22 protein-coding genes are annotated in these 21,381 nt (G+C 63.7%); 13 read left to right on the top strand and 9 right to left on the bottom strand.

The features are described 5' to 3' along the window. Positions 1–187 precede the first annotated feature (187 nt). A complete protein-coding gene (locus L6639_RS26490) occupies positions 188–535 on the top strand; it encodes a hypothetical protein (RefSeq protein WP_237864566.1) in 348 nt (115 codons plus the stop codon). Between the two features lie 46 nt (positions 536–581). Here the strand turns inward: L6639_RS26490 and L6639_RS26485 are convergent, their stop codons facing one another. Continuing rightward, positions 582–1,592 carry a zinc-dependent alcohol dehydrogenase family protein gene (locus L6639_RS26485; RefSeq protein ID WP_237864662.1) on the bottom strand — a complete coding sequence of 337 codons (1,011 nt, stop codon included), beginning with the start codon at positions 1,590–1,592 and terminating at the stop codon, positions 582–584. A gap of 85 nt (positions 1,593–1,677) precedes the next feature. Here L6639_RS26485 and L6639_RS26480 point away from each other — a divergent pair, with 85 nt between their 5' ends. Beyond that, positions 1,678–2,025 (top strand): MerR family transcriptional regulator, encoded by a 348-nt coding sequence (locus L6639_RS26480; protein ID WP_237864565.1) that lies wholly within the window; start codon positions 1,678–1,680, stop codon positions 2,023–2,025. Between the two features lie 59 nt (positions 2,026–2,084). Here the strand turns inward: L6639_RS26480 and L6639_RS26475 are convergent, their stop codons facing one another. Next, entirely contained in the window at positions 2,085–2,969 is an 885-nt protein-coding gene (locus tag L6639_RS26475) for an amidohydrolase family protein (RefSeq protein WP_237864564.1), read from the bottom strand. 340 nt (positions 2,970–3,309) lie between these two features. Between L6639_RS26475 and ykgO the strand changes: the two genes are divergently transcribed. The 3 genes from ykgO (at position 3,310) to L6639_RS26460 (ending at position 4,567) form a co-directional block, all read left to right on the top strand. Beyond that, positions 3,310–3,435: a type B 50S ribosomal protein L36 gene (gene ykgO / locus L6639_RS26470; RefSeq protein WP_006611362.1), complete on the top strand. Its 126-nt coding sequence runs from the start codon at positions 3,310–3,312 to the stop codon at positions 3,433–3,435. 107 nt (positions 3,436–3,542) lie between these two features. Next, on the top strand, positions 3,543–4,181 hold the full coding sequence (locus tag L6639_RS26465; RefSeq protein WP_237864563.1) for a tetratricopeptide repeat protein: 639 nt from the start codon (positions 3,543–3,545) through the stop codon (positions 4,179–4,181). A 125-nt stretch (positions 4,182–4,306) separates the two neighbouring features. Then, positions 4,307–4,567, top strand: coding sequence for a hypothetical protein (locus L6639_RS26460; RefSeq protein ID WP_237864562.1), 261 nt, complete (start codon positions 4,307–4,309; stop codon positions 4,565–4,567). A 6-nt stretch (positions 4,568–4,573) separates the two neighbouring features. On the opposite strand, the gene L6639_RS26455 is transcribed toward L6639_RS26460, so the two are convergent. Next, a complete protein-coding gene (locus L6639_RS26455) occupies positions 4,574–4,756 on the bottom strand; it encodes a hypothetical protein (protein WP_237864561.1) in 183 nt (60 codons plus the stop codon). Positions 4,757–5,085: 329 nt separating this feature from the next. Here L6639_RS26455 and L6639_RS26450 point away from each other — a divergent pair, with 329 nt between their 5' ends. Continuing rightward, complete coding sequence (locus tag L6639_RS26450; protein ID WP_237864560.1) at positions 5,086–6,042, top strand: alpha/beta fold hydrolase; 957 nt, start codon at positions 5,086–5,088, stop codon at positions 6,040–6,042. 18 nt (positions 6,043–6,060) lie between these two features. On the opposite strand, the gene cycA is transcribed toward L6639_RS26450, so the two are convergent. Further along, on the bottom strand, positions 6,061–6,471 hold the full coding sequence (cycA, locus tag L6639_RS26445; RefSeq protein WP_237864559.1) for a cytochrome c-550 CycA: 411 nt from the start codon (positions 6,469–6,471) through the stop codon (positions 6,061–6,063). 226 nt (positions 6,472–6,697) lie between these two features. Here cycA and L6639_RS26440 point away from each other — a divergent pair, with 226 nt between their 5' ends. Further along, entirely contained in the window at positions 6,698–8,191 is a 1,494-nt protein-coding gene (locus L6639_RS26440) for an FAD-linked oxidase C-terminal domain-containing protein (RefSeq protein ID WP_237864558.1), read from the top strand. Positions 8,192–8,240: 49 nt separating this feature from the next. Here L6639_RS26440 and L6639_RS26435 read toward each other — a convergent pair whose 3' ends face one another. Then, positions 8,241–8,576 (bottom strand): putative quinol monooxygenase, encoded by a 336-nt coding sequence (locus L6639_RS26435; protein ID WP_237864557.1) that lies wholly within the window; start codon positions 8,574–8,576, stop codon positions 8,241–8,243. Between the two features lie 235 nt (positions 8,577–8,811). Here L6639_RS26435 and L6639_RS26430 point away from each other — a divergent pair, with 235 nt between their 5' ends. The 4 genes from L6639_RS26430 to L6639_RS26415 all read left to right on the top strand — a co-directional run bounded on the left by L6639_RS26430 (position 8,812) and on the right by L6639_RS26415 (position 13,226). Continuing rightward, complete coding sequence (locus L6639_RS26430) at positions 8,812–10,047, top strand: FAD-binding protein (protein ID WP_237864556.1); 1,236 nt, start codon at positions 8,812–8,814, stop codon at positions 10,045–10,047. Beyond that, positions 10,044–11,366 carry a glycolate oxidase subunit GlcF gene (gene glcF / locus L6639_RS26425; protein ID WP_237864555.1) on the top strand — a complete coding sequence of 441 codons (1,323 nt, stop codon included), beginning with the start codon at positions 10,044–10,046 and terminating at the stop codon, positions 11,364–11,366. The genes L6639_RS26430 and glcF overlap by 4 nt, the downstream gene beginning before the upstream one ends. 69 nt (positions 11,367–11,435) lie before the next feature. Then, a complete protein-coding gene (locus L6639_RS26420) occupies positions 11,436–11,792 on the top strand; it encodes a histone (protein ID WP_237864554.1) in 357 nt (118 codons plus the stop codon). A gap of 429 nt (positions 11,793–12,221) precedes the next feature. After that, complete coding sequence (locus tag L6639_RS26415) at positions 12,222–13,226, top strand: TorF family putative porin (protein ID WP_237864553.1); 1,005 nt, start codon at positions 12,222–12,224, stop codon at positions 13,224–13,226. A gap of 338 nt (positions 13,227–13,564) precedes the next feature. Here L6639_RS26415 and L6639_RS26410 read toward each other — a convergent pair whose 3' ends face one another. Next, entirely contained in the window at positions 13,565–15,328 is a 1,764-nt protein-coding gene (locus tag L6639_RS26410) for an ABC transporter ATP-binding protein/permease (protein WP_237864552.1), read from the bottom strand. A 314-nt stretch (positions 15,329–15,642) separates the two neighbouring features. Between L6639_RS26410 and L6639_RS26405 the strand changes: the two genes are divergently transcribed. Together L6639_RS26405 and L6639_RS26400 are read left to right on the top strand one after the other, a co-directional pair. Further along, positions 15,643–17,307: an L-lactate permease gene (locus L6639_RS26405; RefSeq protein ID WP_237864551.1), complete on the top strand. Its 1,665-nt coding sequence runs from the start codon at positions 15,643–15,645 to the stop codon at positions 17,305–17,307. A gap of 137 nt (positions 17,308–17,444) precedes the next feature. Next, positions 17,445–17,843, top strand: coding sequence for an META domain-containing protein (locus L6639_RS26400; protein WP_237864550.1), 399 nt, complete (start codon positions 17,445–17,447; stop codon positions 17,841–17,843). Positions 17,844–17,897: 54 nt separating this feature from the next. On the opposite strand, the gene L6639_RS26395 is transcribed toward L6639_RS26400, so the two are convergent. The 3 genes from L6639_RS26395 to L6639_RS26385 all read right to left on the bottom strand — a co-directional run bounded on the left by L6639_RS26395 (position 17,898) and on the right by L6639_RS26385 (position 21,285). Continuing rightward, complete coding sequence (locus L6639_RS26395; RefSeq protein ID WP_237864549.1) at positions 17,898–19,103, bottom strand: hypothetical protein; 1,206 nt, start codon at positions 19,101–19,103, stop codon at positions 17,898–17,900. Between the two features lie 136 nt (positions 19,104–19,239). Beyond that, complete coding sequence (gene groL, locus L6639_RS26390) at positions 19,240–20,871, bottom strand: chaperonin GroEL (RefSeq protein WP_237864548.1); 1,632 nt, start codon at positions 20,869–20,871, stop codon at positions 19,240–19,242. Between the two features lie 117 nt (positions 20,872–20,988). Beyond that, on the bottom strand, positions 20,989–21,285 hold the full coding sequence (locus L6639_RS26385; protein ID WP_014491914.1) for a co-chaperone GroES: 297 nt from the start codon (positions 21,283–21,285) through the stop codon (positions 20,989–20,991). Positions 21,286–21,381: the final 96 nt, after the last annotated feature.

The following is a 21,381-nucleotide window of genomic DNA, read 5'->3' as shown; positions in this document are numbered from 1 at the left end:
ACTTTGTGATGTCGATCACAGTAAAGGTCGCCCGCCTTTGAAGCGCGTCACGAAGCTGATTTTCGGCATTGGCGCCAAGCCGACATGCGACTGGCGCCTGCTTGCGAAGGGAAAGGGCCTGTGTCCCCCCGGAACTTTGCCAACGCCTCTCCGTTCCCGTTAGCGGGCATGAACGTAGGGAGGCGTGATGAAATGGATGTTGGTCGTCTTGGTCGGCGGCGTCTCACCCGTCAACACCGATCTGGTGTTCGACAAGTTCAGTGACTGCCTCGCCGCCGAGGAGCAGATGCGGCAGCACTATGCTGACGCGTTCGAGGCGTGGGATCGCACGGCTGCGGCAAGGATCGAACGCCGCAGCGACTACAGGAAAGCCCGTGATATCGAGGCCAAACGGCTGCTCAGCAACGTAGGGACGTGCGTCCCGCACGGTGGCGGCGATGCGCAGCCGGTCACAGCACCGCAGCAGCAACCTTCTGCTCCAGCGCCGTCGCAACCTGCCGCGACACCGTCGCCGCAGCCAACGCCGCGACCTTAGTGAGTGCGCTGGTTGCGCGCGCCGGAATGATTCCGCCGCCCGCGAACTAAAGCGTCACGACGACCTTGCCGAAATGCGAGCCGCTCCGCAGGTGAGCATAGGCTTCGGGGACGTCCTCGAAATCGTAGATGCGGTCCACGATCGGGTGGATCGCATGTTCGGTCAGGAAGCGATTCATCGCAGAGAAATGTTCAACCGATCCGACGGTGACACCGATGATATCGGCATTTTCCCATTGCAGGCGAGCGAGATCTGGCTTCGGACCGAACCCCGTCAAGACGCCGATCTGAATGATCTTGCCGCCCGACGCGACGGATCGCAGCGACCGGTCATAGGTGCCAGGACCGCCGAGTTCGAGAATGTGGCTGGCACCTTCGCCACTGGTGGCCTTCATCACGGCGATATCCCAGTCCGGGGTGTTGCGATAGTTGATGAGGATCGAGCCGCCCAGTGTCCTCGCGCGGGCAAGCTTTTCATCCGAGGACGAGATCACGATCGCGCGCGCCCCGAGCGCCGCAGCGAATTGAAGTCCGAACAGTGCGACGCCACCCGTTCCCTGGACGAGCAGCGTGCCGCGCTTGCTCAACCCACCGCGTGTGACGAGGCCGTGCCAGGCCGTGACGCCAGCACAGGGCAAAGTGGCCGCTTCGACCGAGGACAAATGCGGCGGTACGGGGACGAGCGCTGACGCCGGCAGCACGACATACTCTGTCAGCATTCCGTCCGTCGCGTTGCCACCGAGGGACGACGCAACGTAGCTGGATTTGAACGGCCCGGAGATCCAATCGCGAAAGAACGACGCGGCGACGCGGTCGCCGATCTTCCATTGCGCGACCTCGGCGCCGATGGCGTCAACGATGCCCGCACCGTCGGAGAGCGGCACGCGGCCGTTGACTTCGTTCTGGCCCGCGCGGTCGAGGATCAGAAGGTCCCGGTAGTTGAGACTGACCGCTTCGACCCGGACGCGGACTTCACCATTGGCGGGTTCGGGCTTGCTGACGTCGGCTCGCACGAGGTGGCCGGCCCCCGCATGGCTGTTCAAATGATAGGCTTTCATCATTGCTCCCTTCACAAGTGGCATTCACTTGGATGAGCACCATCTGTACGGTCTGACAGTGCTGTCAGGGTCAAGAGGTCTTCAGATGAAAATTGGCGAGCTTTCCCGCAGCACGGGGGTCAGCGTCCGGATGCTGCGCTATTACGAAGGCGAAGGCTTGCTCGCGCCGCAGCGGACCAATTCCGGTTATCGCGACTATGGCCCGGAGGCAGAGGAGACCGTGCGGCGGATCAAAATGCTTGGTTCGGCGGGGATGAAGCTCGAGACGATCCAGCAATTGCTCCCGTGCGTCCGGAACAACGATCCGGCTTTCACGCCGTGCAATGAGCTACGAAGAATCCTCGCTCAGCAGGTCGGCCTGATCGACGAACGCATCGAGACGCTCAGCCAGAGCCGCACCATTCTGGCGGGCTATCTGGCAAGTGTGAACTGATCGCGCATCGCGCGTCGACTTCCGCCCTCGGGCCGTGAGCGGACGTCGTTAGGACGCGCCTAGATCCCCAAGATCTTCCGCGCGTTGGCCTTCAGCACCTTCGGCCGGATCTCGTCGCGGATGTCGATCTTGGCAAAGTCCGACAGCCAGCGGTCCGGCGTGATGACGGGCCAGTCCGAGCCGAACAGCATCTTGTCCTGCAGGATCGAGTTGATGTAGCGCACCAGGATCGGCGGGAAATATTTCGGCGACCAGCCGGAGAGGTCGATATAGACGTTCGGCTTGTGGGTCGCGACCGACAGCGCCTCTTCCTGCCAGGGGAAGGAGGGATGTGCGAGGATGATCTTGAGGTCGGGGAAATCGGCCGCGACGTCGTCCATGTACATCGGGTTGGAATATTTCAGCCGCATGCCCATGCCGCCGGGCATGCCCGAGCCGACGCCGGTCTGGCCGGTGTGGAACAGCGCGATCGCGCCGCCATTGTTGATCTCTTCGTAGAGCGGATAGGCCATGCGATCGTTGGCGTAGAAGCCCTGCATGGTCGGATGGAATTTGAAGCCGCGCACGCCGTATTCCTCGATCAGCCTGCGCGCCTCGCGCACCCCGAGCTTGCCCTTGTGCGGGTCGATCGAAACGAAGGGGATGAGGACGTCCAGATGGTCGGAGGCGATCTCCAGCATCTCTTCATTCTTGTAGCGGCGGAAGCCGGTCTCGCGCTCGGCATCGACGGGGAAGATCACGGCGGCGATGTTCTTGGAGCGGTAATAGGCCGCGGTCTCCGGCACGGTCGGCGGATGCTTGTGCGGCGACTTGAAATAGTCGGCCATCTGCGCCTGGAAATCGTCATAGCCGTCGTCGGGATGGGTGCCGCAAGGCTCCTCGGCATGGGTGTGGATGTCGATGGCGACGACCTTGTCGATATCAGGCAGCTTCAGCTTGGGCATTGGTGTCCTCCCGACGGGTTGCCGAATTGATTATATGATATAACGAATTTGGCAAGGCGTTGCTGGCGGAGAAACCGCAACCCGCTAAAGTCTTTGCGGGGCCTGGCCGGGGCCTGACAGAATCGGGCCGAACCGGCCGCTTCTACTGTGCATGGGGTTGTTTCGCGTTTTGCCTGCGAGGAACCAGCCAGACAACATTGACATGACCTCCCGCCATGCCTTAAGAACCGCCCCGTCCCGGGCGGTCGGTCCGCCAGCGGGAAATATCTCATTTTGCCACATTCGCGCGTGCCGAAACGGTAGTGCCGAACACGGCCTTTCGAACGTTCAGGATTCTGCCATGAAGGTCCGTAACTCGCTGAAGTCGCTGCGCGGTCGCCATCGCGCCAACCGCCTGGTCCGCCGCAAGGGCCGGGTCTATGTGATCAACAAGGTGCAGCGCCGTTTCAAGGCTCGCCAGGGCTGATATTGCCCTCGCGGTCGCCTTCGCGCGCCCCGCAAGACCACGGTCTCACACGAGTTTGACGCCGCCTTTGCTTTGCAAGGGCGGCTTTGCGCGTTTAGACTTTCACCATGACCGTGAGATTCCTTTTCCCGCGCACGCTGTGCCTGGCCCTGGTTCTTGGAACTGCCGGCCTCGCGCCGGCGCTGGCGCAGAATGATCCGGCCCCGCCGACGAAGCAGCAGAAGAAGCTGCCGGAGGCACCGGCCAAGCTGCCCAAGGCCGACCGCACCAAGAACCTCGATTTCCTGTTCGGCGCGCTAAAGGCCGCTCCCGACGACGTCAGCGCCAAACATGTCGAGGCGCGGATCTGGGCGATCTGGCTGCAGACCCCGAGCGACACCGCTGCCCTCCTGATGGCGCGAGCCAAGGCGGCGGTCGATGCGCAGAAGATCGACGTCGCGATCAAGCTGCTCGATTCCGTCATCAAGCTCCGGCCCGATTATATCGAAGCCTGGAATCGGCGCGCCACGCTCTATTACATGCAGAACGACTATGCCCGCTCGCTCGCCGACATCCGCGAGGTGCTGATCCGCGAGCCCCGTCACTTCGGCGCGCTCGCGGGGCTCGGCATGATCATGCAGGACGTCGGCGACGAGAAGCGCGCGCTCGAGGCCTATCGCAAGGCGCTCGCCGTCAATCCGCACCTCGAGAAGATCCCCGAGCAGGTGAAGGCTTTGACCGAGAAGGTCGAAGGCCGCGACATCTAGCCGATATTTCGATCATTTCTTGAGCGGTTGCGGCGCGCCGCGATTAACCACGATCGGAAGCGCAATGCGGCAAGGACTATTGCCGGTGCTGCCGCAGGTCTACCTGCATGGCAGGGAGCACAGCCATGATGCGTTTGATCTTTGCTTGTAGCTTGCTGTTGGCGTCGGGAACGATCAGCCTCGCCAATGGGCTGTTCTGGGTGGTTGGCAATCGCGCCACCGGCAAATGCAATATCGTGACCAGCAATCCGGTCATCATTGGCGACATCTGGTTCGGCGACGGTCCCTACAAATCCAAGGACGACGCCAAACTTGCGCGCTCGACCATCCGCGCCTGTCCCGTGCTCACGCCCGACGAGCAAAAGGCCGAGGACGACGCCGGCTAATCCGGCTTAGTGCAGCACGTTGGTGCCGCGCTCGGCGAGACCATGATCGGCGGCCGCGGCATAGGCCTTGGCGAGCTCGGTCTCGAGATGTTCGTTGATCAGCAGCAGCGCCCGCACCGCACCGCGCAAATCGCCGTTGCAGCTTGCCACAATCTCGTCGATTGCGGTGTCATTCGATCTGAAGCTCATCGAAAAATCCTCCGGTTCAAACCAGGACAATCCTGCCGGTCTTTCCTGCATCCCCTGAGGTTGCGAGGAGGGATCGGCGCCCATCCGCTTCCAAATGGCGGAACCGACCGTGGCGATTATAAGGACGGCGCGATGACGACTGCATGAAGCTGGTGGGAGGCTTGTAGGTCGTCGGGTGGATCATTGATTTCATTGAGTTTTTTAGTTCGGCAATTCTGCACATATCCACAGGGCGGCATTTCCGGTGGAAGCGCTGGGCCTCCCCGCGCGAAACTGCCGTCTGCGTCATTCGTAACTGCCATGTGCCCTGGATCGTCCGGACTGTCTCCATGATCGTTTTATCAGCCGTGACGGCGCTGGCCCTGCTCGCGCTGGTCACGCAGGCCGGCATCATCGTCGTGCAACGTTCCTTTCCGCCGCAGGGCCGGATGATCGAGGTCGAGGGCGCAACGCTGCACGTCGTCGACATTGGCCCGCGCGATGCGGGCTGGCCGATCGTCATGCTGCACGGCGCCAGCTCGAATCTTGAAGTGATGCGGCGTCCGCTCGGCGACATGCTCGCCGGGAATCATCGCGTCATCCTGATCGACCGCCCCGGCCATGGCTGGAGCACGCGCGCGCGACGGCAGGATTCGACGCCTCAGATTCAGGCGCGGATGATCGATGAGGCGCTCGGCAAGCTCGGGATCGATCGCGCGATTTTCGTCGCGCATTCCTGGAGCGGTGCGCTGGGCGCGCGCCTGGCGCTCGATCACCCAGGCCGCGTTGCTGGCCTCGTCATGCTGGCACCGGTGACCCATCCCTGGCGCGGCGGCGTCGGTCGCTACAACGAGATCATCGCAACGCCTGTCATCGGCCCGCTGCTCGCATTCACCATCACGCTGCCGCTGGGCTTTTTCGTCACCGAATCGGGCGCACGCAACGTCTTCCTGCCCCAGACGATGCCGGATGGATTCGTGAAGGAGTCCGCGACGCCGCTCTTGCTGCGGCCGCGCGAATTCATCGCCAATGCCTACGATCTCGTGACGCTCAAGGAAGCGGTGGCCGCGCAGGCGCCGCGCTACGGCGAGATCAAGGTGCCTGTGACGATCATCGCCGGCGCGCCCGACAAGACGGTGCGGACCGACATCCACGCGCGCCCGTTCGCCGCGACGGTGCCGGATGCAAAGCTGATCGTTCTGCCCGACCTCGGCCACATGGTGCAGAATGCGGTGCCGGATCTGGTGAAGACGGAGATCGAGACGATGATCGGTCAGATCGCCCCGGCGCAGGCGGCCGCAGATTAGCGGCCGCCATCAACCGGCTTACTGCTTGATCTTGCCGTCCTTGTCGAACTGCGAGACGTAGGTCCAGAGATTGTTGATCTCGGTCTCGTTCTTGATGCCGGCGAACGCCATCTTGGTGCCGGGGATCTTGGCCTTCGGGTCCTTGATGTATTCCTTGAACTGCGCCTCATTCCAGGTGATGCCGGAATTCTTGTTCGCATCTGAATAATTGTAGTCTGGCGCGGTGCCGGAATGACGGCCGTCGAGGCCGTTCAGCTCGGGGCCGACCTTGTTCTTGGCGCCTTCGCCGATCGCGTGGCAGGCCAGGCACTTATTGAACGATGTCTTGCCGGCTGCGGCGTCCTGCGCCATCGCTTTTGACGACATCGCGGTGGAGGCTGCGGCAGTCATGGCGAGGGCAACCAACGCGCCGAAAGTCAATTTTTTCATAGCTCTTCGTCTCTTCCCGGGGTCAGAGGGTGGATCGTGGTTTTGGCAGGTCCGGTGCACGGGGACAAGCTGCCAAACCCTGACAGGTTTCCTGATAGCAGACTTGCCTCAGAGAGAACTTGCGCTGCAACAAAGCAATGCGACCTTCGGAGGACCCTACCCAAACGTGGGCAGACATGATTGATTTGCCGGAACAAATTCCAATGCCCGACGAAGGTTTTGTAACATGGCCATCATGATGCCCGCGAGCGATCAGGCGGTGCTGGCGCGCCGCAGCGAGATCGTCGCCGCCTTGCGCGCAATCGTGCCCGGCGAGGGCGTGATCGACAGCGCCGCCGAGATGCGGGCCTATGAATCCGACGGGCTGACCGCCTATCGGCAGCCGCCGATGGTCGTGGTGCTGCCCGATACGACCGAGCAGGTCTCGCTCGTCCTGAAATATTGTGCCGCCCAGGGCATCAAGGTGGTGCCGCGCGGTTCGGGCACGTCGCTGTCAGGCGGCGCGCTGCCGCTCGAGGACGGCGTGCTGCTGGGCCTCGGCAAATTCAAGCGTATCCGCGAGATCGATTTCGACAACCGCGTCGTCGTCACCGAGCCCGGCGTCACCAATCTCGCGATCAGCCAGGCGGTCGCGCATGCCGGCTTCTATTACGCGCCAGATCCGTCCTCGCAGATCGCCTGCTCGATCGGTGGCAATGTCGCGGAAAATTCCGGCGGCGTGCATTGCTTGAAATACGGCATGACCACCAACAACGTGCTCGGCTGCGAGATTGTCCTGATGAGCGGCGAGATCCTGCGCATCGGCGGCAAATCGGCGGAGAATCCGGGTTACGACCTCATGGGCGTCATCACCGGCTCGGAAGGCCTGCTCGGCGTCATCACCGAGGTCACCGTGCGCATCCTGCAAAAGCCGGAGACGGCGCGCGCACTGATGGTCGGATTCGCGCAAGTCGAGGCGGCCGGCGAATGCGTGGCGCGCATCATCGGCGCCGGCATCATCCCGGGCGGCATGGAGATGATGGACAAGCCGGCGATCCACGCCGCGGAGGCCTTCGTCCATGCCGGCTATCCGCTGGATGTGGAAGCGCTGCTGATCATCGAGCTCGACGGTCCCAAGATCGAGGTCGATGAGCTGATCACGCGCGTCGAGACCATCGCCAGAGGCTGCGGCTCGGTGACGCTGCAGATCTCCAATTCGGAGGCCGAGCGCAATCTGTTCTGGGCGGGCCGCAAGGCCGCGTTCCCCGCGGTGGGCCGCATCTCGCCCGACTATCTCTGCATGGACGGCACCATTCCGCGCGGCGCGCTGCCGAAGGCGCTGGCGCGCATCCGCGAGCTCGGCGAAAAGTACCAGCTCGGCTGCGCCAACGTGTTCCACGCCGGCGACGGCAATCTGCATCCGCTGATCCTCTACGATGCCAACAAGCCGGGCGAGATCGAGCGCGCCGAAGCCTTCGGCGCCGACATCCTGCGCGCCTGTGTCGAGTTCGGCGGCGTGCTCACCGGCGAGCACGGCGTCGGCATCGAGAAGCGCGATCTCATGCCCGACATGTTCACCGAGATCGACCTCAACCAGCAGCAACGGTTGAAATGCGCCTTCGACGCGCAGGGCCTGCTCAACCCCGGAAAGGTGTTTCCGACCCTGCACCGCTGTGCCGAGCTCGGCCGCATGCATGTCCACGCAGGCAAGCTGGCGTTCCCGGATATTCCAAGGTTCTAGACGCTCGCGAAAGGAAGGGCCCGCGGGTGCGGGCCCTTCTCCGCGAGCCTCACAGCATCCCGTACTGCGCCCGCTCGCGCTTCGCGAGTAGCGGCAACGCCTGGTCGGCGATCCAGGTCTTGAAGTGCGCGCTCTCCTGGTGTGCTTTGAAGGCGGCCTCGTCGCGGAACAGTTCGTAGAACAGGAACTGGGCCGGATTGTCCTTCGCCCGCGAGATCAGGAACAGCTTGACGCCGTCCTCGCGCTGCGCGTCCGGCAGGAAACGGTCGAGGATCCCAGCGACCTTGTCGGCCTCGCCGGGCTTTGCCTCCCATTGTGCGACGACGAGCAGGCCGCCGCCGTCGACGGCCTCGCTGAGGGATTTTTGCGTTGCATAGTGGTTCATGGTCCTTCCTCCTTGTCTGTCTTCACCGGTTGGCCTCGATCGCGATCGACGCAGATTTGTAGCGACGGCCTGCTGGCTTTGGTTCGCCGGTGATCGAAGTATCGATGTCGTGAACGCTTCGGCCACGATCGAAGCGTCGATGTGGCCCTGCGACGGGTCGCGAACGCGCCGGCGAGGGGCGCTTGCGTCACGCCGCATTTGATTTTGGCGACGAATTTCGCTACCGCCTTCTCCCGTGGATACGCTCAAGGTCAGAGACGCCAAAGACGTCGAAGAGGTGGTGCGCGCGGCGATTGCCAACGAGCAGCCGCTCGAGATCATCGGTCATGGCAGCAAGCGCAGCATCGGCCACGCGATGGCGACCAATGCCGTGCTCGATATCTCCGCTTTGAACGCCGTCACCTCCTACGAGCCGAACGAATTGATCGTCACGCTCCAGGCCGGCGCGCCTGTTGCCGACGTGCTGTCGCTGATCGACGCCAAGAACCAGCAATTCGCTTTCGAGCCCATCAACACCGCGCCGCTGCTCGGCACGCCTGCCTCGGGAACCATCGGCGGCATGATCGCGGCCGGTCTCGCCGGCCCACGCCGGATCAAGGCAGGCGGGGCGCGCGATCATCTCCTCGGGGCGCATGCCGTCTCCGGCTTCGGCGACAGTTTTAAAACCGGCGGCAAGGTGGTGAAGAACGTCACCGGCTATGATCTCTGCAAGCTGCTGGCGGGCTCCTGGGGCACGCTGTCGGTGATGACCGAAGTGACGCTGAAGGTGATGCCGAAGCCGGAAGCGGAGCGGACGCTGCTGCTGCGCGGCCTCGACGATGCCACCGCCAACAAGGCGATGACGGCGGCCCTCGGCTCCCCCTACGACGTCTCCGGCGCCGCGCATCTGCCGAAATCGGTGCTCCGAACCAGGACTGACGGGCTCGGCGATATCGCCGGCCAGGGCGAGGCGGTGACCGCGCTGCGGCTCGAGGGCATCACGGCCTCGGCCAGCCATCGCGCCGGTTCCTTGCGCGAGCTGCTGGCGCCGTTCGGCGCCGCGACCCTGATTGAGGATGCCGTGTCGTCAGTGCTATGGGCCACCATCCGTGATGTGTTGCCGTTTGCGGCCGGCAGCGCGCTCGGTGCTTGTCCGGTGTGGCGGATCGTCTGCCCGCCGGCCTCGGGGGCGGCACTCGGCACGCAATTGGCGCGCGAGACCGGTGGCGATGTGATCTATGACTGGGGCGGCGGACTGATCTGGGCGGCGCTGCCGCCGAAGGCCGATGCGCATGCCCCTTCCGTACGCCAGCGTGCCGATGCAGTCGGAGGGCACGCCATGCTGATCCGCGCAGCCGAGGACGTCAGGCGCGGCGTCGACATATTCCACCCGCAAGCGCCGGGCGTTGCCGCCCTGAGCGAACGGGTCCGCGCCAGCTTCGATCCGAAGTCGATCCTGAACCGGGGACGCCTGAGGCGGGCTACGGCATGAAGACCGAATTCTCACTCGCGCAGCTTGCTAACCCCGACATCGCGGAGGCCGACAAGATCCTGCGCGCCTGCGTCCATTGCGGCTTCTGCACGGCGACTTGCCCGACTTATGTCCTGCTCGGCGACGAGCTCGATAGCCCGCGCGGTCGCATCTATCTGATCAAGGAAATGCTGGAGAAGGACCAGGCGCCGACATCGGAGGTGGTCAAGCATGTCGATCGCTGTCTGTCGTGCCTGGCTTGCATGACCACCTGCCCCTCCGGCGTGAACTACATGCACCTCGTCGATCAGGCCCGTGTCAGGATCGAGCAGCGCTATCAGCGCCCGCTCGCCGAGCGGCTGCTGCGCCGGGTACTCGCCTTCGTCCTGCCGGACCCGCAATGGTTTCGCATCAGCATGCGGCTGGCTCAGCTGGCCCGACCCCTCGCGGTCTTCCTGCCGACACCGCGGCCCTCGGCCACGCCAGGCCTGATCCAGCGCCTCAAGGCGATGCTGGCTCTGGCTCCCGGCCGGCTGCCGGCGCCGGGCGCGCTTCCGGGCAGCGTGTTCGCGGCGCTCGGCAAGAAGCGTGGCCGGGTCGCGCTGCTGCAGGGCTGCGCCCAGCAGGTGCTGGCGCCGCGCATCAACCAGGCCGCCATCAGCCTGCTCACCCGCCACGGCATCGAGGTCGTCCTGGTCAAGGACGAGCAATGCTGCGGCGCGCTGACCCATCACCTCGGTGATGACGAGGATGCGCTGGCGCGCGCTCGCGCCAATGTCGCAGCGTGGCACAAGGAGGCCGCCGGCGAGGGGCTCGACGCCATCCTGGTGACGACGTCCGGCTGCGGCACCGTGATCAAGGACTACGGTTATCTGCTGCGCGAGGACGCCGTGTTCGCAGCCGATGCGGCAAAGGTGTCAGCGCTTGCCAAGGACATCACCGAATATGTCGCCGGTCTCGGCCTCGCACCGAGCACGCAACAGGACAACATCGTCGTCGCCTATCACTCCGCGTGTTCGTTGCAGCACGGACAGAAAATCACAGGCCTTCCGAAAGAATTGCTTTCCAAGAATGGATTCGTGGTGAAAGATGTGCCGGAGAGCCATTTGTGTTGCGGTTCGGCGGGGACCTACAACATTCTCCAGCCCGAGCTTGCGGGCAGGTTGCGTGATCGCAAGGTCGCCAACATCGCCAGCGTCAAGCCGGACATGATTGCCGCAGGCAATATCGGCTGCATGGTGCAGATTGCCAGTGGCACGTCAGTTCCGGTCGTACACACGATTGAGCTTCTCGATTGGGCTACGGGCGGGTCGCGGCCGGCATTGAATGCGTCGAGCTGAGCCCTCGTCCCGAGGTGACAGCTGAAGGCGCCCGATCGACCATTGTTCGGCGGCAACAGGAGGACCACGATGGCGAAAGCGAGCAAGAAGAAAAGCAAGAAGGCTAAAAAGGCCAAGAAGGTTGTAGCGGCGAAGAAGGCGACGAAGAAGAAGGCGGCCAAGAAGTCTGCCAAGAAGGCAGCGAAGAAATCGGCCAAGAAAGCCGCACCGAAGAAGACAGCGAAGAAGGCCGCTGCCAAGAAGGCGGCGCCGAAAAAGGCCGCCAAGAAGACTGCGAAGAAGGCGGCACCGAAGAAGGCGAAGGCAGCTCCCGCTCCGAAGCCGGCGGCCCCAGTAGCCGCACCAGCTCCCGAGCCCGCCGCCGAGACCAGCTGGGCGATGCCTTCGTCTTCTGCGGAACCGACGCCGGCCGAAGGGCAGGGTTAGGCCCAGAGTTCGGCCAAGGCCAGGTTCACCGGACCAGGCTTCCCCCTCGGGCGACCGATCGACAACAGGAAGGCCGCAGCGGCGATGCTGCGGCCTTTTTGCATCTACGTCAGGGATTACCGGAGGCTGCCCGTTTTTGAGTCAGCTGATTCGTAGCGCGCGGGCCACGGAGCAACGGGCCTCCGTAGTATCCCGGCCGCCTCTGTGCACTTCGGCGTGAAAATAATGTGATCGAGAAGCAACACCGGCTGACAACCTTTCGCGGAATCGTCAGAACGCCCAAAAAGTCGGCAAATGCTCGTGTTTTTTGCTTCTCGCTTTGCGTCTGTCCATCCAAATTGCCTCAGTTACGAAATTTGCAAACAGGTCGGGTGCTCTGGGGGGCTTCCGGAGCTCGGCCGGGGTCAGAACTTGGTGATGGGGATCGAAATGAAGAAAGTGGCTTTGTTGGCAACGGCGCTGGCAATGGTGACGGGTTCGGCTTTCGCGGCGGACATGCCCTTGAAGGCTGTGAAGGCTCCTCCCGTGCCCGCGTTCGATCCCTGGGATGTCGCCTTCGGCGGCGCGATCATGAACGACTACATCTTCCGCGGCGTGACCCAGTCGAACCACAAACCGTCGGTCGCGGCCTATTTCGAGCCGCGCTACAACGTCACCAAGGACCTCCAATTGTACGCCGGCGTGTCCGCGGAGAGCATCTCCTTCGCCAACCGCGCCGCGGCTGAAGTCGACATCTACGGCGGTATCCGCCCGACCTTCGGCGCCTGGGCCTTCGATATCGGCGTGTGGGGCTATCTGTATCCGGGCGGAAGCTGCGCCGACAACGTGCTCACCGGCGGCGTCCCCGGCGGCGGCGTCTGCCCCGTCAGCACCACGACCATCTTCCTCGCCGACGGCAACGTCATGAAGAAGGACGTCAGCTTCTTCGAAGTCTACGGCAAGGTGAACTACACCATCAACGACAGCTTCACGGTTGGCGCGACCGAGTTCTACTCGCCGAACTTCCTGAACTCCGGAGCCTGGGGCAACTACGCGTCGTTGACCGCCAAGTACACGGCGCCCAGCACGATGTTCGGTGCTTCCGGCGTTGGCATGTACGTGTCGGGTGAATTCGGCCGGCAGTGGTTCGGCACCTCGGATGCCTTCTACGGCACCGGTGCTGGCACCGTGTTCGCCAACGGCATTCCCTACAAGGATTACAACACCTGGAATATCGGCGTCGGCTTCACCTACAAGGTGTTCACGCTCGATCTGCGTTACTCCGACACCGATCTGAACAAGGGTGATTGCAACGCCTTCACCAGCGCCTTCAACGCCACCGGCACCACCAACGTCACCCCGATCAACCCGGGCGGCGCCGGCTCCAACTGGTGCGGCGCGGCGGGTATTGCCAAGCTGTCCTTCGACCTGACGGCGATGACCAATCTGAAGTAAGTTTTGTCCCGAGACGACTAACAAGGGCGGCAGAGCGATCTGCCGCCCTTTTGTTTTGGGGGACTGTGCGAGCGGGAGAACGGAGCCGGAGCGTCACACTCCGTTCATTGCGAGCGCAGCGAAGCAATCCAGAGTCTTTCCGCCGAGACAGTCTGGATTGCTTCGCTGCGCTCGCAATGACGAGGTCTGAGCTGGGACCTCGCCCTCAGCGCGCGTAGCCCGGATGGAGTGCAGCGAAATCCGGGTCTATCGGCGCAGTGAGATATTCCCCGGATTGCGGGGAGCCTGTCATCGGGCGGCGCTTCGCGCCGACCCGTTGGCTCCCTCCGGGCTACCCCTCAGCGCGCTGCGCTCGGCTCCGGTTCGACTGGGGTACTGTCCTTGCCCAGCACATGGATCGCTCCGTCCTTCATCATCGCCACCTTGCGGGTGTGGAAGGCATCGAGCGTCGAGCGATGGCCGATCGAGACGATGGTGGCCTGCGGCAGCTTCTCGGCCAGCAGCCGGTAGAGGCGGGCCTCCGATGGTTCGTCGAGCGAGGCGGTGGCCTCGTCCAGGAACAGATAGTCCGGCGCATGCAGCAGCGCGCGGGCCAGCCCCAGGCGCTGCTGCTCGCCGAGCGACAGCATCCGGTTCCAGTGCCCGTCTTCGCCGAGCCGATCGGCGAGGTCGGGCAGGCCGACCGATATCACCGCGTCCCGGATCTGGCTTGCCTGGAATGCGCCGGGCGCTGCTGGATAGATCACGGCATCACCCAGCGCGCCGACCGGGAAATAGGGACGTTGCGGCAGCATCATCAGCTTCGCCTGGGCGGGGACGACGATGGTGCCGGTACCGAACGGCCAGATGCCGGCAATTGCCCGGAACAGCGTCGACTTGCCGGAGCCCGACGGCCCGGTCACGAGCACGCGCTCCGACGTCTGGATGGCAAAGCCGTCGGCTGCCACCAGCGGCTTGCCGTTGGGCAGATACACGCAAAGCTTCTCAAGCCCGATATTGCGGCTGCCGCCGGCCGCCTTGAGCTCGATCGTCGCCTGATGCGCCGGCAGGTTTACCGCGCTGTCGACCGACATCTCGAAGCCGTCGAGACGCGCGACGATCGCACGCCATTCGGCGATCGAACGATAGGCCGTGACGAAGAAGGACAGAGCATCCTGCACGCTGCCGAAAGCCGAGCCGGTCTGCATCATGTCGCCGAGCTGGATGCTCTTGGCGAAGTAAGCTGGCGCCACCACCACATAGGGAAAGATCACCGCTGCCTGACTGTAGCTCGCTGTGAAAGCGGTCAGGCGCTTGGTGCGCCCCATGATCGCATACCAATTGCCGATCACGAAGCCGAAGCGGTCCAGCAGGCGGCTGCGCTCGGCGCCTTCGCCCTTCAGCAGCGCGATCTGCTCGGAGTTTTCGCGGACGCGAACCAGATTGAAGCGGAAATCGGCCTCAAAGCGCTGCTGCTCGAAATTGAGGTTGATGAGCGGCGCGCCGATCCAGTGCGTCAGCGCCGTACCCAGCACCGCGTAAAGCAGCGCACACCAAAACAGAAAACCGGGGATGACGATATCGGTGCCGTAAAGGTGCAGTGGTGCCTTGTTGGACAGACCCCACAGGATCACGACGAACGAGGCCAGCGTCACGATGGACGACAGCAGGCCCAACCCGATCACCAGCGTTTGCTCGACGAAATTCTTGACGTCCTCGGTGATGCGCTGATCCGGGTTGTCGGCGGCGTCACCCGTGAGCTGCATGCGATAGTGCGTGGCCTCGTCGAGCCATTCGCCGAGGTAGTGCCTGGTCAGCCATTGCCGCCAGCGGATCTGCAGCCACTGGTTCAGATAGAGTTTGTAGACGGCGAGCGCGATGAAGACGGACGCGAGGCCGAGGAATATCCAGATCTCCGTGACGAACCGGGCCAGATCGTATTCCTGGATGGCCGTGAAAAACCGGTTCTGCCACTGGCTGACGAGGACATTGATCGCGACCAGCGCCAACTCCATCGCGATCACCGCGGCGAGCAGGCCGCGACCGGCCCATCTGTCCTCCGATCGGAAATAGGGGATGGCGATTCGCCAGACGATCGCGAGCGTGGCGCGGATGTTGTTCACAGAGGGATATCTCCTGAGGGATATTCACAGCGGCCCTGACGCCAGGCGGCTGAGGCCATGGCAGAAAGCGGCGCACTTAGACTAAAGTCGCAAGTTCTGCAATTTGCGTTGGCGAGCCGCAGCTTGCAACCCTAGCATGGGCATAACGGCGTGGGGTGGGGACCTCCAGATTTTCGCGAGCTTGTGAGCAGGGGCGGAACCGCTGCTTTCGCGAGGAATTCGCGTCCAACTCGGGGGTTATCGCTTGCAACGTCAAGCAGGTCTGGCCGTCCACGCGGGCCACCTGCCGCACACATGCGTGGGGGAGGAAGACCATGTGGAATCAAATCTATGATCCGTTGCACAGCCCCGTGCTGTCGACGATCGCGGCGGCGATACCTGTCGTCACGCTGCTGGTGCTGATCGCGAGCGGGCGCGTTCAGGCTCACATTGCGGCCATCGTCGCCGTGATCGTGACCAACCTGATCACGATCTTCGTGTTCACGATGCCGGTGAACATGTCGGTCCGCGCCTCGATCCTCGGCATCGTGACCGGCTTCTTCCCGATCGGCTGGATCGTTCTCAACGTCATCTTCCTCTACCAGGTGACGGTGACCACCGGTCGCTTCGAGCTGCTCAAGCGCGCGGTCGGCGGCGTCACCGAGGACCGGCGATTGCAATTGCTGCTGATCGCATTTTCGTTCGGTGCGTTCTTCGAGGGCGCCTCGGGCTTCGGTACGCCGGTGGCCATCACAGGTGCCGTGCTGATCGGTCTCGGCTTCTCGCCGCTTGCGGCCTCCGGCCTGTCGCTGATCGCCAACACCGCGCCGGTCGCCTTCGGCGCGCTGGGCACGCCGATCCAGGGCCTCGCCTCGGTCACCGGGCTTGATCCCTACATTCTCGGCGCGATGGTTGGACGGCAATTGCCGCTGTTCTCGCTGATCGTGCCGTTCTGGGTGGTGTGGGCGTTCGCGGGCTGGAGAGGCATGAAGGATGTCTGGCCGGCGATCCTCGTCACCGGCGTGTCGTTCGCGGTCCCGCAATTCGTGATCTCGAACTTCGTCAATCCCTGGATCGTCGACATCGGTGCGTCGCTGATCTCGATGGGCGCGCTGATCCTGTTCCTGAAGGTCTGGCAGCCGAAGCAACTCTGGCTGTCGCCGGCGCTGCGCGGGCACGATGAATCGGCGGCAACGATGGCGACGGCAAAACCGATCGACAAGACGCCGCTGACGCAAAGCGAGCTGTTCAGCGCGCTTCTGCCGTGGATCATCGTCTGCGTCGTGATGCTGGTCTGGGGCAATGGCGCCTTCAAGACCTGGGCGAACAACATCTTCGTCTGGAACTATCCCGTTCCCGAACTGCACCAGATGATCAACAAGATGCCGCCGGTCGCGCCGGCGCCGACCAAGGAAGCGGCGGTGTTCGGCTTCACCTACCTGTCCTTCACGGGCACCGGCATGTTGATCGCGGCGATCATCTCCGGCTTCCTGATGGGTGTCGGTCCGGGCCGGCTCTTGCTCGAATACGGCCGCACCATCCGGCTCTGCGCGATCTCGCTGATCACGATCTCGGCGATGCTCGCGATCGGTACGTTGACGCGGCTCTCCGGCGTCGACGCGACGCTGGGTCTCGCCTTTGCCGCAACCGGCGTGCTCTATCCCTTCTTCGGCACGCTGCTCGGCTGGTTGGGCGTGGCGCTGACGGGATCGGATACGTCGTCGAACATCCTGTTCGGCAACCTCCAGAAGATCACGTCGCAGCAGCTCGGCCTCTCGCCGATCCTGATGGCGGCGGCGAATTCATCCGGCGGCGTGATGGGCAAGATGATCGACGCGCAATCGATCGTCGTCGCCTCCACCGCGACCAACTGGTACGGCCACGAAGGCACCATCCTGCGCTTCGTGTTCTGGCATTCGATCGTGCTGGCCTGCCTCGTCGGTGTGTTCGTGACGTTGCAAGCCTATGTCTATCCGTTCACGGCCCTCGTCCTGAAGTAACAGGCGCCTCCGGCCCCGATACAAATCCCCGCGGGCTTGTCCCGCGGGGATTTTTGTATCTTGAACCGACGAACCTTCTCAAAGGCCTTGCCGTCTTATAGAAGACCCCCGGCAAATCGGGTCGGTTGAGAGGTCTCATGGTGTTGTTGAAGCGGATGGTGTGCACGGTCGCTGCAGTGCTTGCGATGTCCGACGTTGCGCGTGCGCAAGAGGGCTTTCCCTTCGGCACCGAGATGACGCTGGAGGCCGTTCCTCAGCCCGGCTCCAAGCGGATTCCCAACCTCGAGATCGGCGACAATGGCGAGGTCGTGCTCGAGCTCTGGTGCAAGGGCGGAAAAGGCCAGTTCTCGGTGGCCGGCAATACCGTGATCTTCGTCCCCGGCCAGATCCAGGATCGTTCCTGTCCGCCGGCCAGGGCGCAAGCCGACGACGAACTCGTCGCCGCGCTAGCCGCCGTCGAGACCTGGAAGCGCCAGGGTGAGGTGCTCACGCTGATCGGCCCCAAGACGCTGCGCTTCCGCCAGAACGGGAATTAGCCCTCTCCGTCATGCCCCGCGAAGCGGGCAATGACAGCGAGTTTGTCGCTTCGCCTACTTCCACACCGACTTGTCGGCGTCCCAGCGCTGGCCTTTCAGCTCCTTGGCGAGCGCTTCGATCGAGCCGTTGTCGTCGGGCTGGTCGCCTTCCTCATCGGCCGTCGCCTCGTCAGAGACATTGAGCTTGGCGCCGGTGCTTTCGTCGGCGGTCGTGGTCGAGGGGCTGCCGATCCAGAGGATCAGCTTGTCTGATGTCCCCGGCTTGTCGGCGGAAACGAGGCCCGCGACCTCGATCGTGTCGGTGAGCTCGAGCGCCGGGAAATCCTGGTTCGGCCGCTTGAACACCAGCTTGAGCTTGCCGGTGGCGGCGTTGAAGCTCTGCGAGACCGGCTTGGCCGCGAGCGTCCTGCTGAGCACGCCGGCGATCGCGCCTGCGAGCTTGTCGCGGTTGATCTTGTCGCCGTCGCGCCAGTCGGCAGCGCCAACGCGGATGGTGCGATCCATTTCCACCAGTCCGGCGGTCCAGCCTGCGGCCGTGACGCCTGGCATCGCCTTGAATTTTGCGAGCAGCGCGGCCGCGCGCTCCGGATCGACCGACATGTTGATGGTCTGCTCGCCGGCGCGCAGCGCGTCACAGCCGACGGTCAGGCTTGCCAGCGTCACCTCGACGTCCTGGCCCTTGAGGCCTTTCAGGAAGTCGGTCGCGGCATCGAGCTTGACCTTGACCGCGATCGCCTCCGGCGAGACTTCAGTGAAATCCTTCGGCTGGGGCGTGATGCCGTCGTCGGTGGTCTGGTTGTCCAGAAACTCCTTCTCGCTGAGATCGGCATTATCAGGCGAGGTCACTTCGGTCACGGCCTGGCCGATGCCGATCTGGCCGCGGAATTCAAAGGTGTCGCCGGTGGGCTTGCGCGTAAGCTTGACCGTGACAGGCGCCTTCGCGCCGAGGCTCGTGGTCGTGCCGGTCAAGGTCTGGCCGGAGACCTGGAGATTGACGACGAAGCGATCCTTGCGATCGGAATTCTTCGCCACGGGATAGCAAACGTCGAGCACGGCCGCGGTGACCGTCTTGCCCTGCCGCGTCTCCTTCAGGATGACGTCGGCGTTGCCGTCCATCAGCCCGTCGATCGAGGTGAAATAGCGCGTCTCGGTGCCGCCGGGCGCCGCGGCCTTCGGCGACAGCTTCATCTGGGCTGATACGAGCCCTGGAGACATGACGAGCAGGCTTGCCAAGAGAGCCGTCGGAAAAAGCGCGCGCATTGACGAAATCCTCAAATCAGAATCGGCGCGCCACCGTAGTGGGTTTTGTCCGCCGGTTGAAGCGCGGGCCAGTCTCGACAAAAAAGAAGGCCGCCCGGAGGCGGCCTTCGCAACAGTGTCAGGGGGAAGGATGGGCTCAGAAGCCACCCATGCCGCCGCCGGCCGGCATGGCGGGCGGGGCATCCTTCTTCGGCGCCTCGGCGACCATGGCTTCGGTGGTCACCAGCAGGCCGGCCACGGAGGAGGCGTCCTGCAGCGCGGTGCGCACCACCTTGGCGGGATCGATGATGCCCTTCTCGATCATGTCGACATAGTCCTCGGTCTGGGCGTCGAAGCCGAAGGTCTCGGACTTGTTCTCCAGGATCTTGCCGACCACGATCGACCCCTCGACGCCGGCATTCTCCGAGATCTGGCGGATCGGAGCTTCGAGCGCCTTCAGCACGATGTTGATGCCGGCCTGCACGTCGGCGTTGGCGTTGGTGAGACGGCCGACCGCCTTCTTGGCGCGCAGCAGCGTCACGCCGCCGCCGGGGACGATGCCTTCCTGCACCGCGGCGCGGGTGGCGTTGAGCGCGTCCTCGACGCGGTCCTTCTTCTCCTTGACCTCGATCTCGGTCGCGCCGCCGACGCGGATAACCGCGACACCGCCGGCAAGCTTGGCCAGACGCTCCTGCAGCTTCTCACGGTCGTAGTCCGAGGTGGTCTCCTCGATCTGGGCCTTGATCTGCCCGACGCGGGCCTCGATCTCCGGCTTCTTGCCGGCGCCCTTGACGATCGTGGTGTTCTCCTTGTCGATCACGACCTTGCCGGCGCGGCCGAGCATCTTCACCGTGACGTTCTCGAGCTTCATGCCGAGATCGTCGGAGATCAGCTGGCCACCGGTGAGGATCGCGAGGTCTTCCAGCATGGCCTTGCGGCGATCGCCGAAGCCCGGCGCCTTGACGGCGGCGACCTTGAGGCCGCCACGCAGGCGGTTGACGACCAGGGTCGCCAGCGCCTCGCCCTCGACGTCCTCGGCGATGATGACGAGCGGCTTGCCCGACTGCACGACGGCTTCGAGCACCGGCAGCATGGCCTGCAGGCCGGAGAGCTTCTTCTCGTGCAGGAGGATGTAGGCGTCCTCGAGCTCGGCGGTCATCTTCTCGGGGTTGGTGACAAAGTACGGGCTGAGATAGCCGCGGTCGAACTTCATGCCCTCGACGATGTCGACTTCGGTGTCGAGCGACTTGTTTTCCTCGACGGTGATGACGCCTTCGTTGCCGACCTTCTGCATCGCCTGCGCGATCATCTTGCCGATGGCGGCATCGCCGTTGGCCGAGATGGTGCCGACCTGGGCGACCTCGGAAGAGGACGCGACCGGCTTGGCGCGCTTCTCGATGTCCTTGACGACGGCATGGACCGCGATGTCGATGCCGCGCTTGAGGTCCATCGGGTTCATGCCGGCGGCAACCGATTTGGCGCCTTCGCGCACGATGGCCTGGGCCAGCACGGTCGCGGTGGTGGTGCCGTCGCCGGCGAGGTCGTTGGTCTTGGAGGCGACCTCACGCACCATCTGGGCGCCCATGTTCTCGAACTTGTCCTCGAGCTCGATCTCCTTGGCGACGGTGACGCCGTCCTTGGTGATGCGGGGGGCGCCGAATGACTTCTCGATGACGACGTTGCGGCCCTTCGGACCGAGCGTCACCTTGACCGCGTTGGCGAGAATGTCGACGCCGCGCAGCATGCGATCGCGCGCGTCTCCGGAAAACTTGACGTCCTTGGCAGCCATTGTCTGCAATCCCTGTTGTGTCGTGATGTGTCGTGCGTGGTGATGTGCGGCGGAACGATGGATGCCCGGACCTGATGATCCGGGCATAGCATTCAGCGGCCGTTCAGGCTGACGGCCTTAGGCCATCACGCCCATGATGTCCGACTCCTTCATGATCAGGAGCTCTTCGTTGTCGATCTTGACCTCGGTGCCCGACCACTTGCCGAACAGCACGCGGTCGCCGACCTTGAGGTCGATCGGGATCAGCTTGCCAGCCTCGTCACGGCCGCCGGGGCCGACCGCGACGACTTCGCCCTGGGACGGCTTTTCCTTGGCTGTGTCGGGGATGATGATGCCGCCCTTGGTCTTTTCCTCGGCGTCGATACGTTTGACCACGACACGGTCATGCAGCGGACGAAATTTGGACTTAGCCATGACGTTTCCCTTTGGAGGCTCGCTTTTTTCGAAAGCAGCGGAAGTGGGTGGCGGCGCCGCCGTCCTTCCTCTTCCCGAGGGGCGAACGGCGCGCTT

This window comes from Bradyrhizobium zhengyangense, assembly GCF_022012555.1.
GTDB lineage: Bacteria > Pseudomonadota > Alphaproteobacteria > Rhizobiales > Xanthobacteraceae > Bradyrhizobium > Bradyrhizobium zhengyangense.
The sequence above is the reverse complement of the archived record's forward strand: the minus strand, read 5'-3'. Positions and strand labels throughout refer to the sequence as shown.

Coding starts and splice junctions, on each gene's coding strand:
- L6639_RS26405 (WP_237864551.1), top strand. CDS start 15,643: ATGTGGAATCAAATCTATGATCCGTTGCACAGCCCCGTGCTGTCGACG.
- L6639_RS26400 (WP_237864550.1), top strand. CDS start 17,445: ATGGTGTTGTTGAAGCGGATGGTGTGCACGGTCGCTGCAGTGCTTGCG.
- L6639_RS26440 (WP_237864558.1), top strand. CDS start 6,698: ATGGCCATCATGATGCCCGCGAGCGATCAGGCGGTGCTGGCGCGCCGC.
- L6639_RS26465 (WP_237864563.1), top strand. CDS start 3,543: ATGACCGTGAGATTCCTTTTCCCGCGCACGCTGTGCCTGGCCCTGGTT.
- L6639_RS26385 (WP_014491914.1), bottom strand. CDS start 21,285: ATGGCTAAGTCCAAATTTCGTCCGCTGCATGACCGTGTCGTGGTCAAA.
- L6639_RS26435 (WP_237864557.1), bottom strand. CDS start 8,576: ATGAACCACTATGCAACGCAAAAATCCCTCAGCGAGGCCGTCGACGGC.
- L6639_RS26480 (WP_237864565.1), top strand. CDS start 1,678: ATGAAAATTGGCGAGCTTTCCCGCAGCACGGGGGTCAGCGTCCGGATG.
- L6639_RS26395 (WP_237864549.1), bottom strand. CDS start 19,103: ATGCGCGCGCTTTTTCCGACGGCTCTCTTGGCAAGCCTGCTCGTCATG.
- L6639_RS26485 (WP_237864662.1), bottom strand. CDS start 1,592: ATGAAAGCCTATCATTTGAACAGCCATGCGGGGGCCGGCCACCTCGTG.
- L6639_RS26460 (WP_237864562.1), top strand. CDS start 4,307: ATGATGCGTTTGATCTTTGCTTGTAGCTTGCTGTTGGCGTCGGGAACG.
- L6639_RS26415 (WP_237864553.1), top strand. CDS start 12,222: ATGAAGAAAGTGGCTTTGTTGGCAACGGCGCTGGCAATGGTGACGGGT.
- L6639_RS26475 (WP_237864564.1), bottom strand. CDS start 2,969: ATGCCCAAGCTGAAGCTGCCTGATATCGACAAGGTCGTCGCCATCGAC.
- groL (WP_237864548.1), bottom strand. CDS start 20,871: ATGGCTGCCAAGGACGTCAAGTTTTCCGGAGACGCGCGCGATCGCATG.
- glcF (WP_237864555.1), top strand. CDS start 10,044: ATGAAGACCGAATTCTCACTCGCGCAGCTTGCTAACCCCGACATCGCG.
- L6639_RS26450 (WP_237864560.1), top strand. CDS start 5,086: ATGATCGTTTTATCAGCCGTGACGGCGCTGGCCCTGCTCGCGCTGGTC.
- L6639_RS26490 (WP_237864566.1), top strand. CDS start 188: ATGAAATGGATGTTGGTCGTCTTGGTCGGCGGCGTCTCACCCGTCAAC.
- cycA (WP_237864559.1), bottom strand. CDS start 6,471: ATGAAAAAATTGACTTTCGGCGCGTTGGTTGCCCTCGCCATGACTGCC.
- L6639_RS26455 (WP_237864561.1), bottom strand. CDS start 4,756: ATGAGCTTCAGATCGAATGACACCGCAATCGACGAGATTGTGGCAAGC.
- L6639_RS26420 (WP_237864554.1), top strand. CDS start 11,436: ATGGCGAAAGCGAGCAAGAAGAAAAGCAAGAAGGCTAAAAAGGCCAAG.
- ykgO (WP_006611362.1), top strand. CDS start 3,310: ATGAAGGTCCGTAACTCGCTGAAGTCGCTGCGCGGTCGCCATCGCGCC.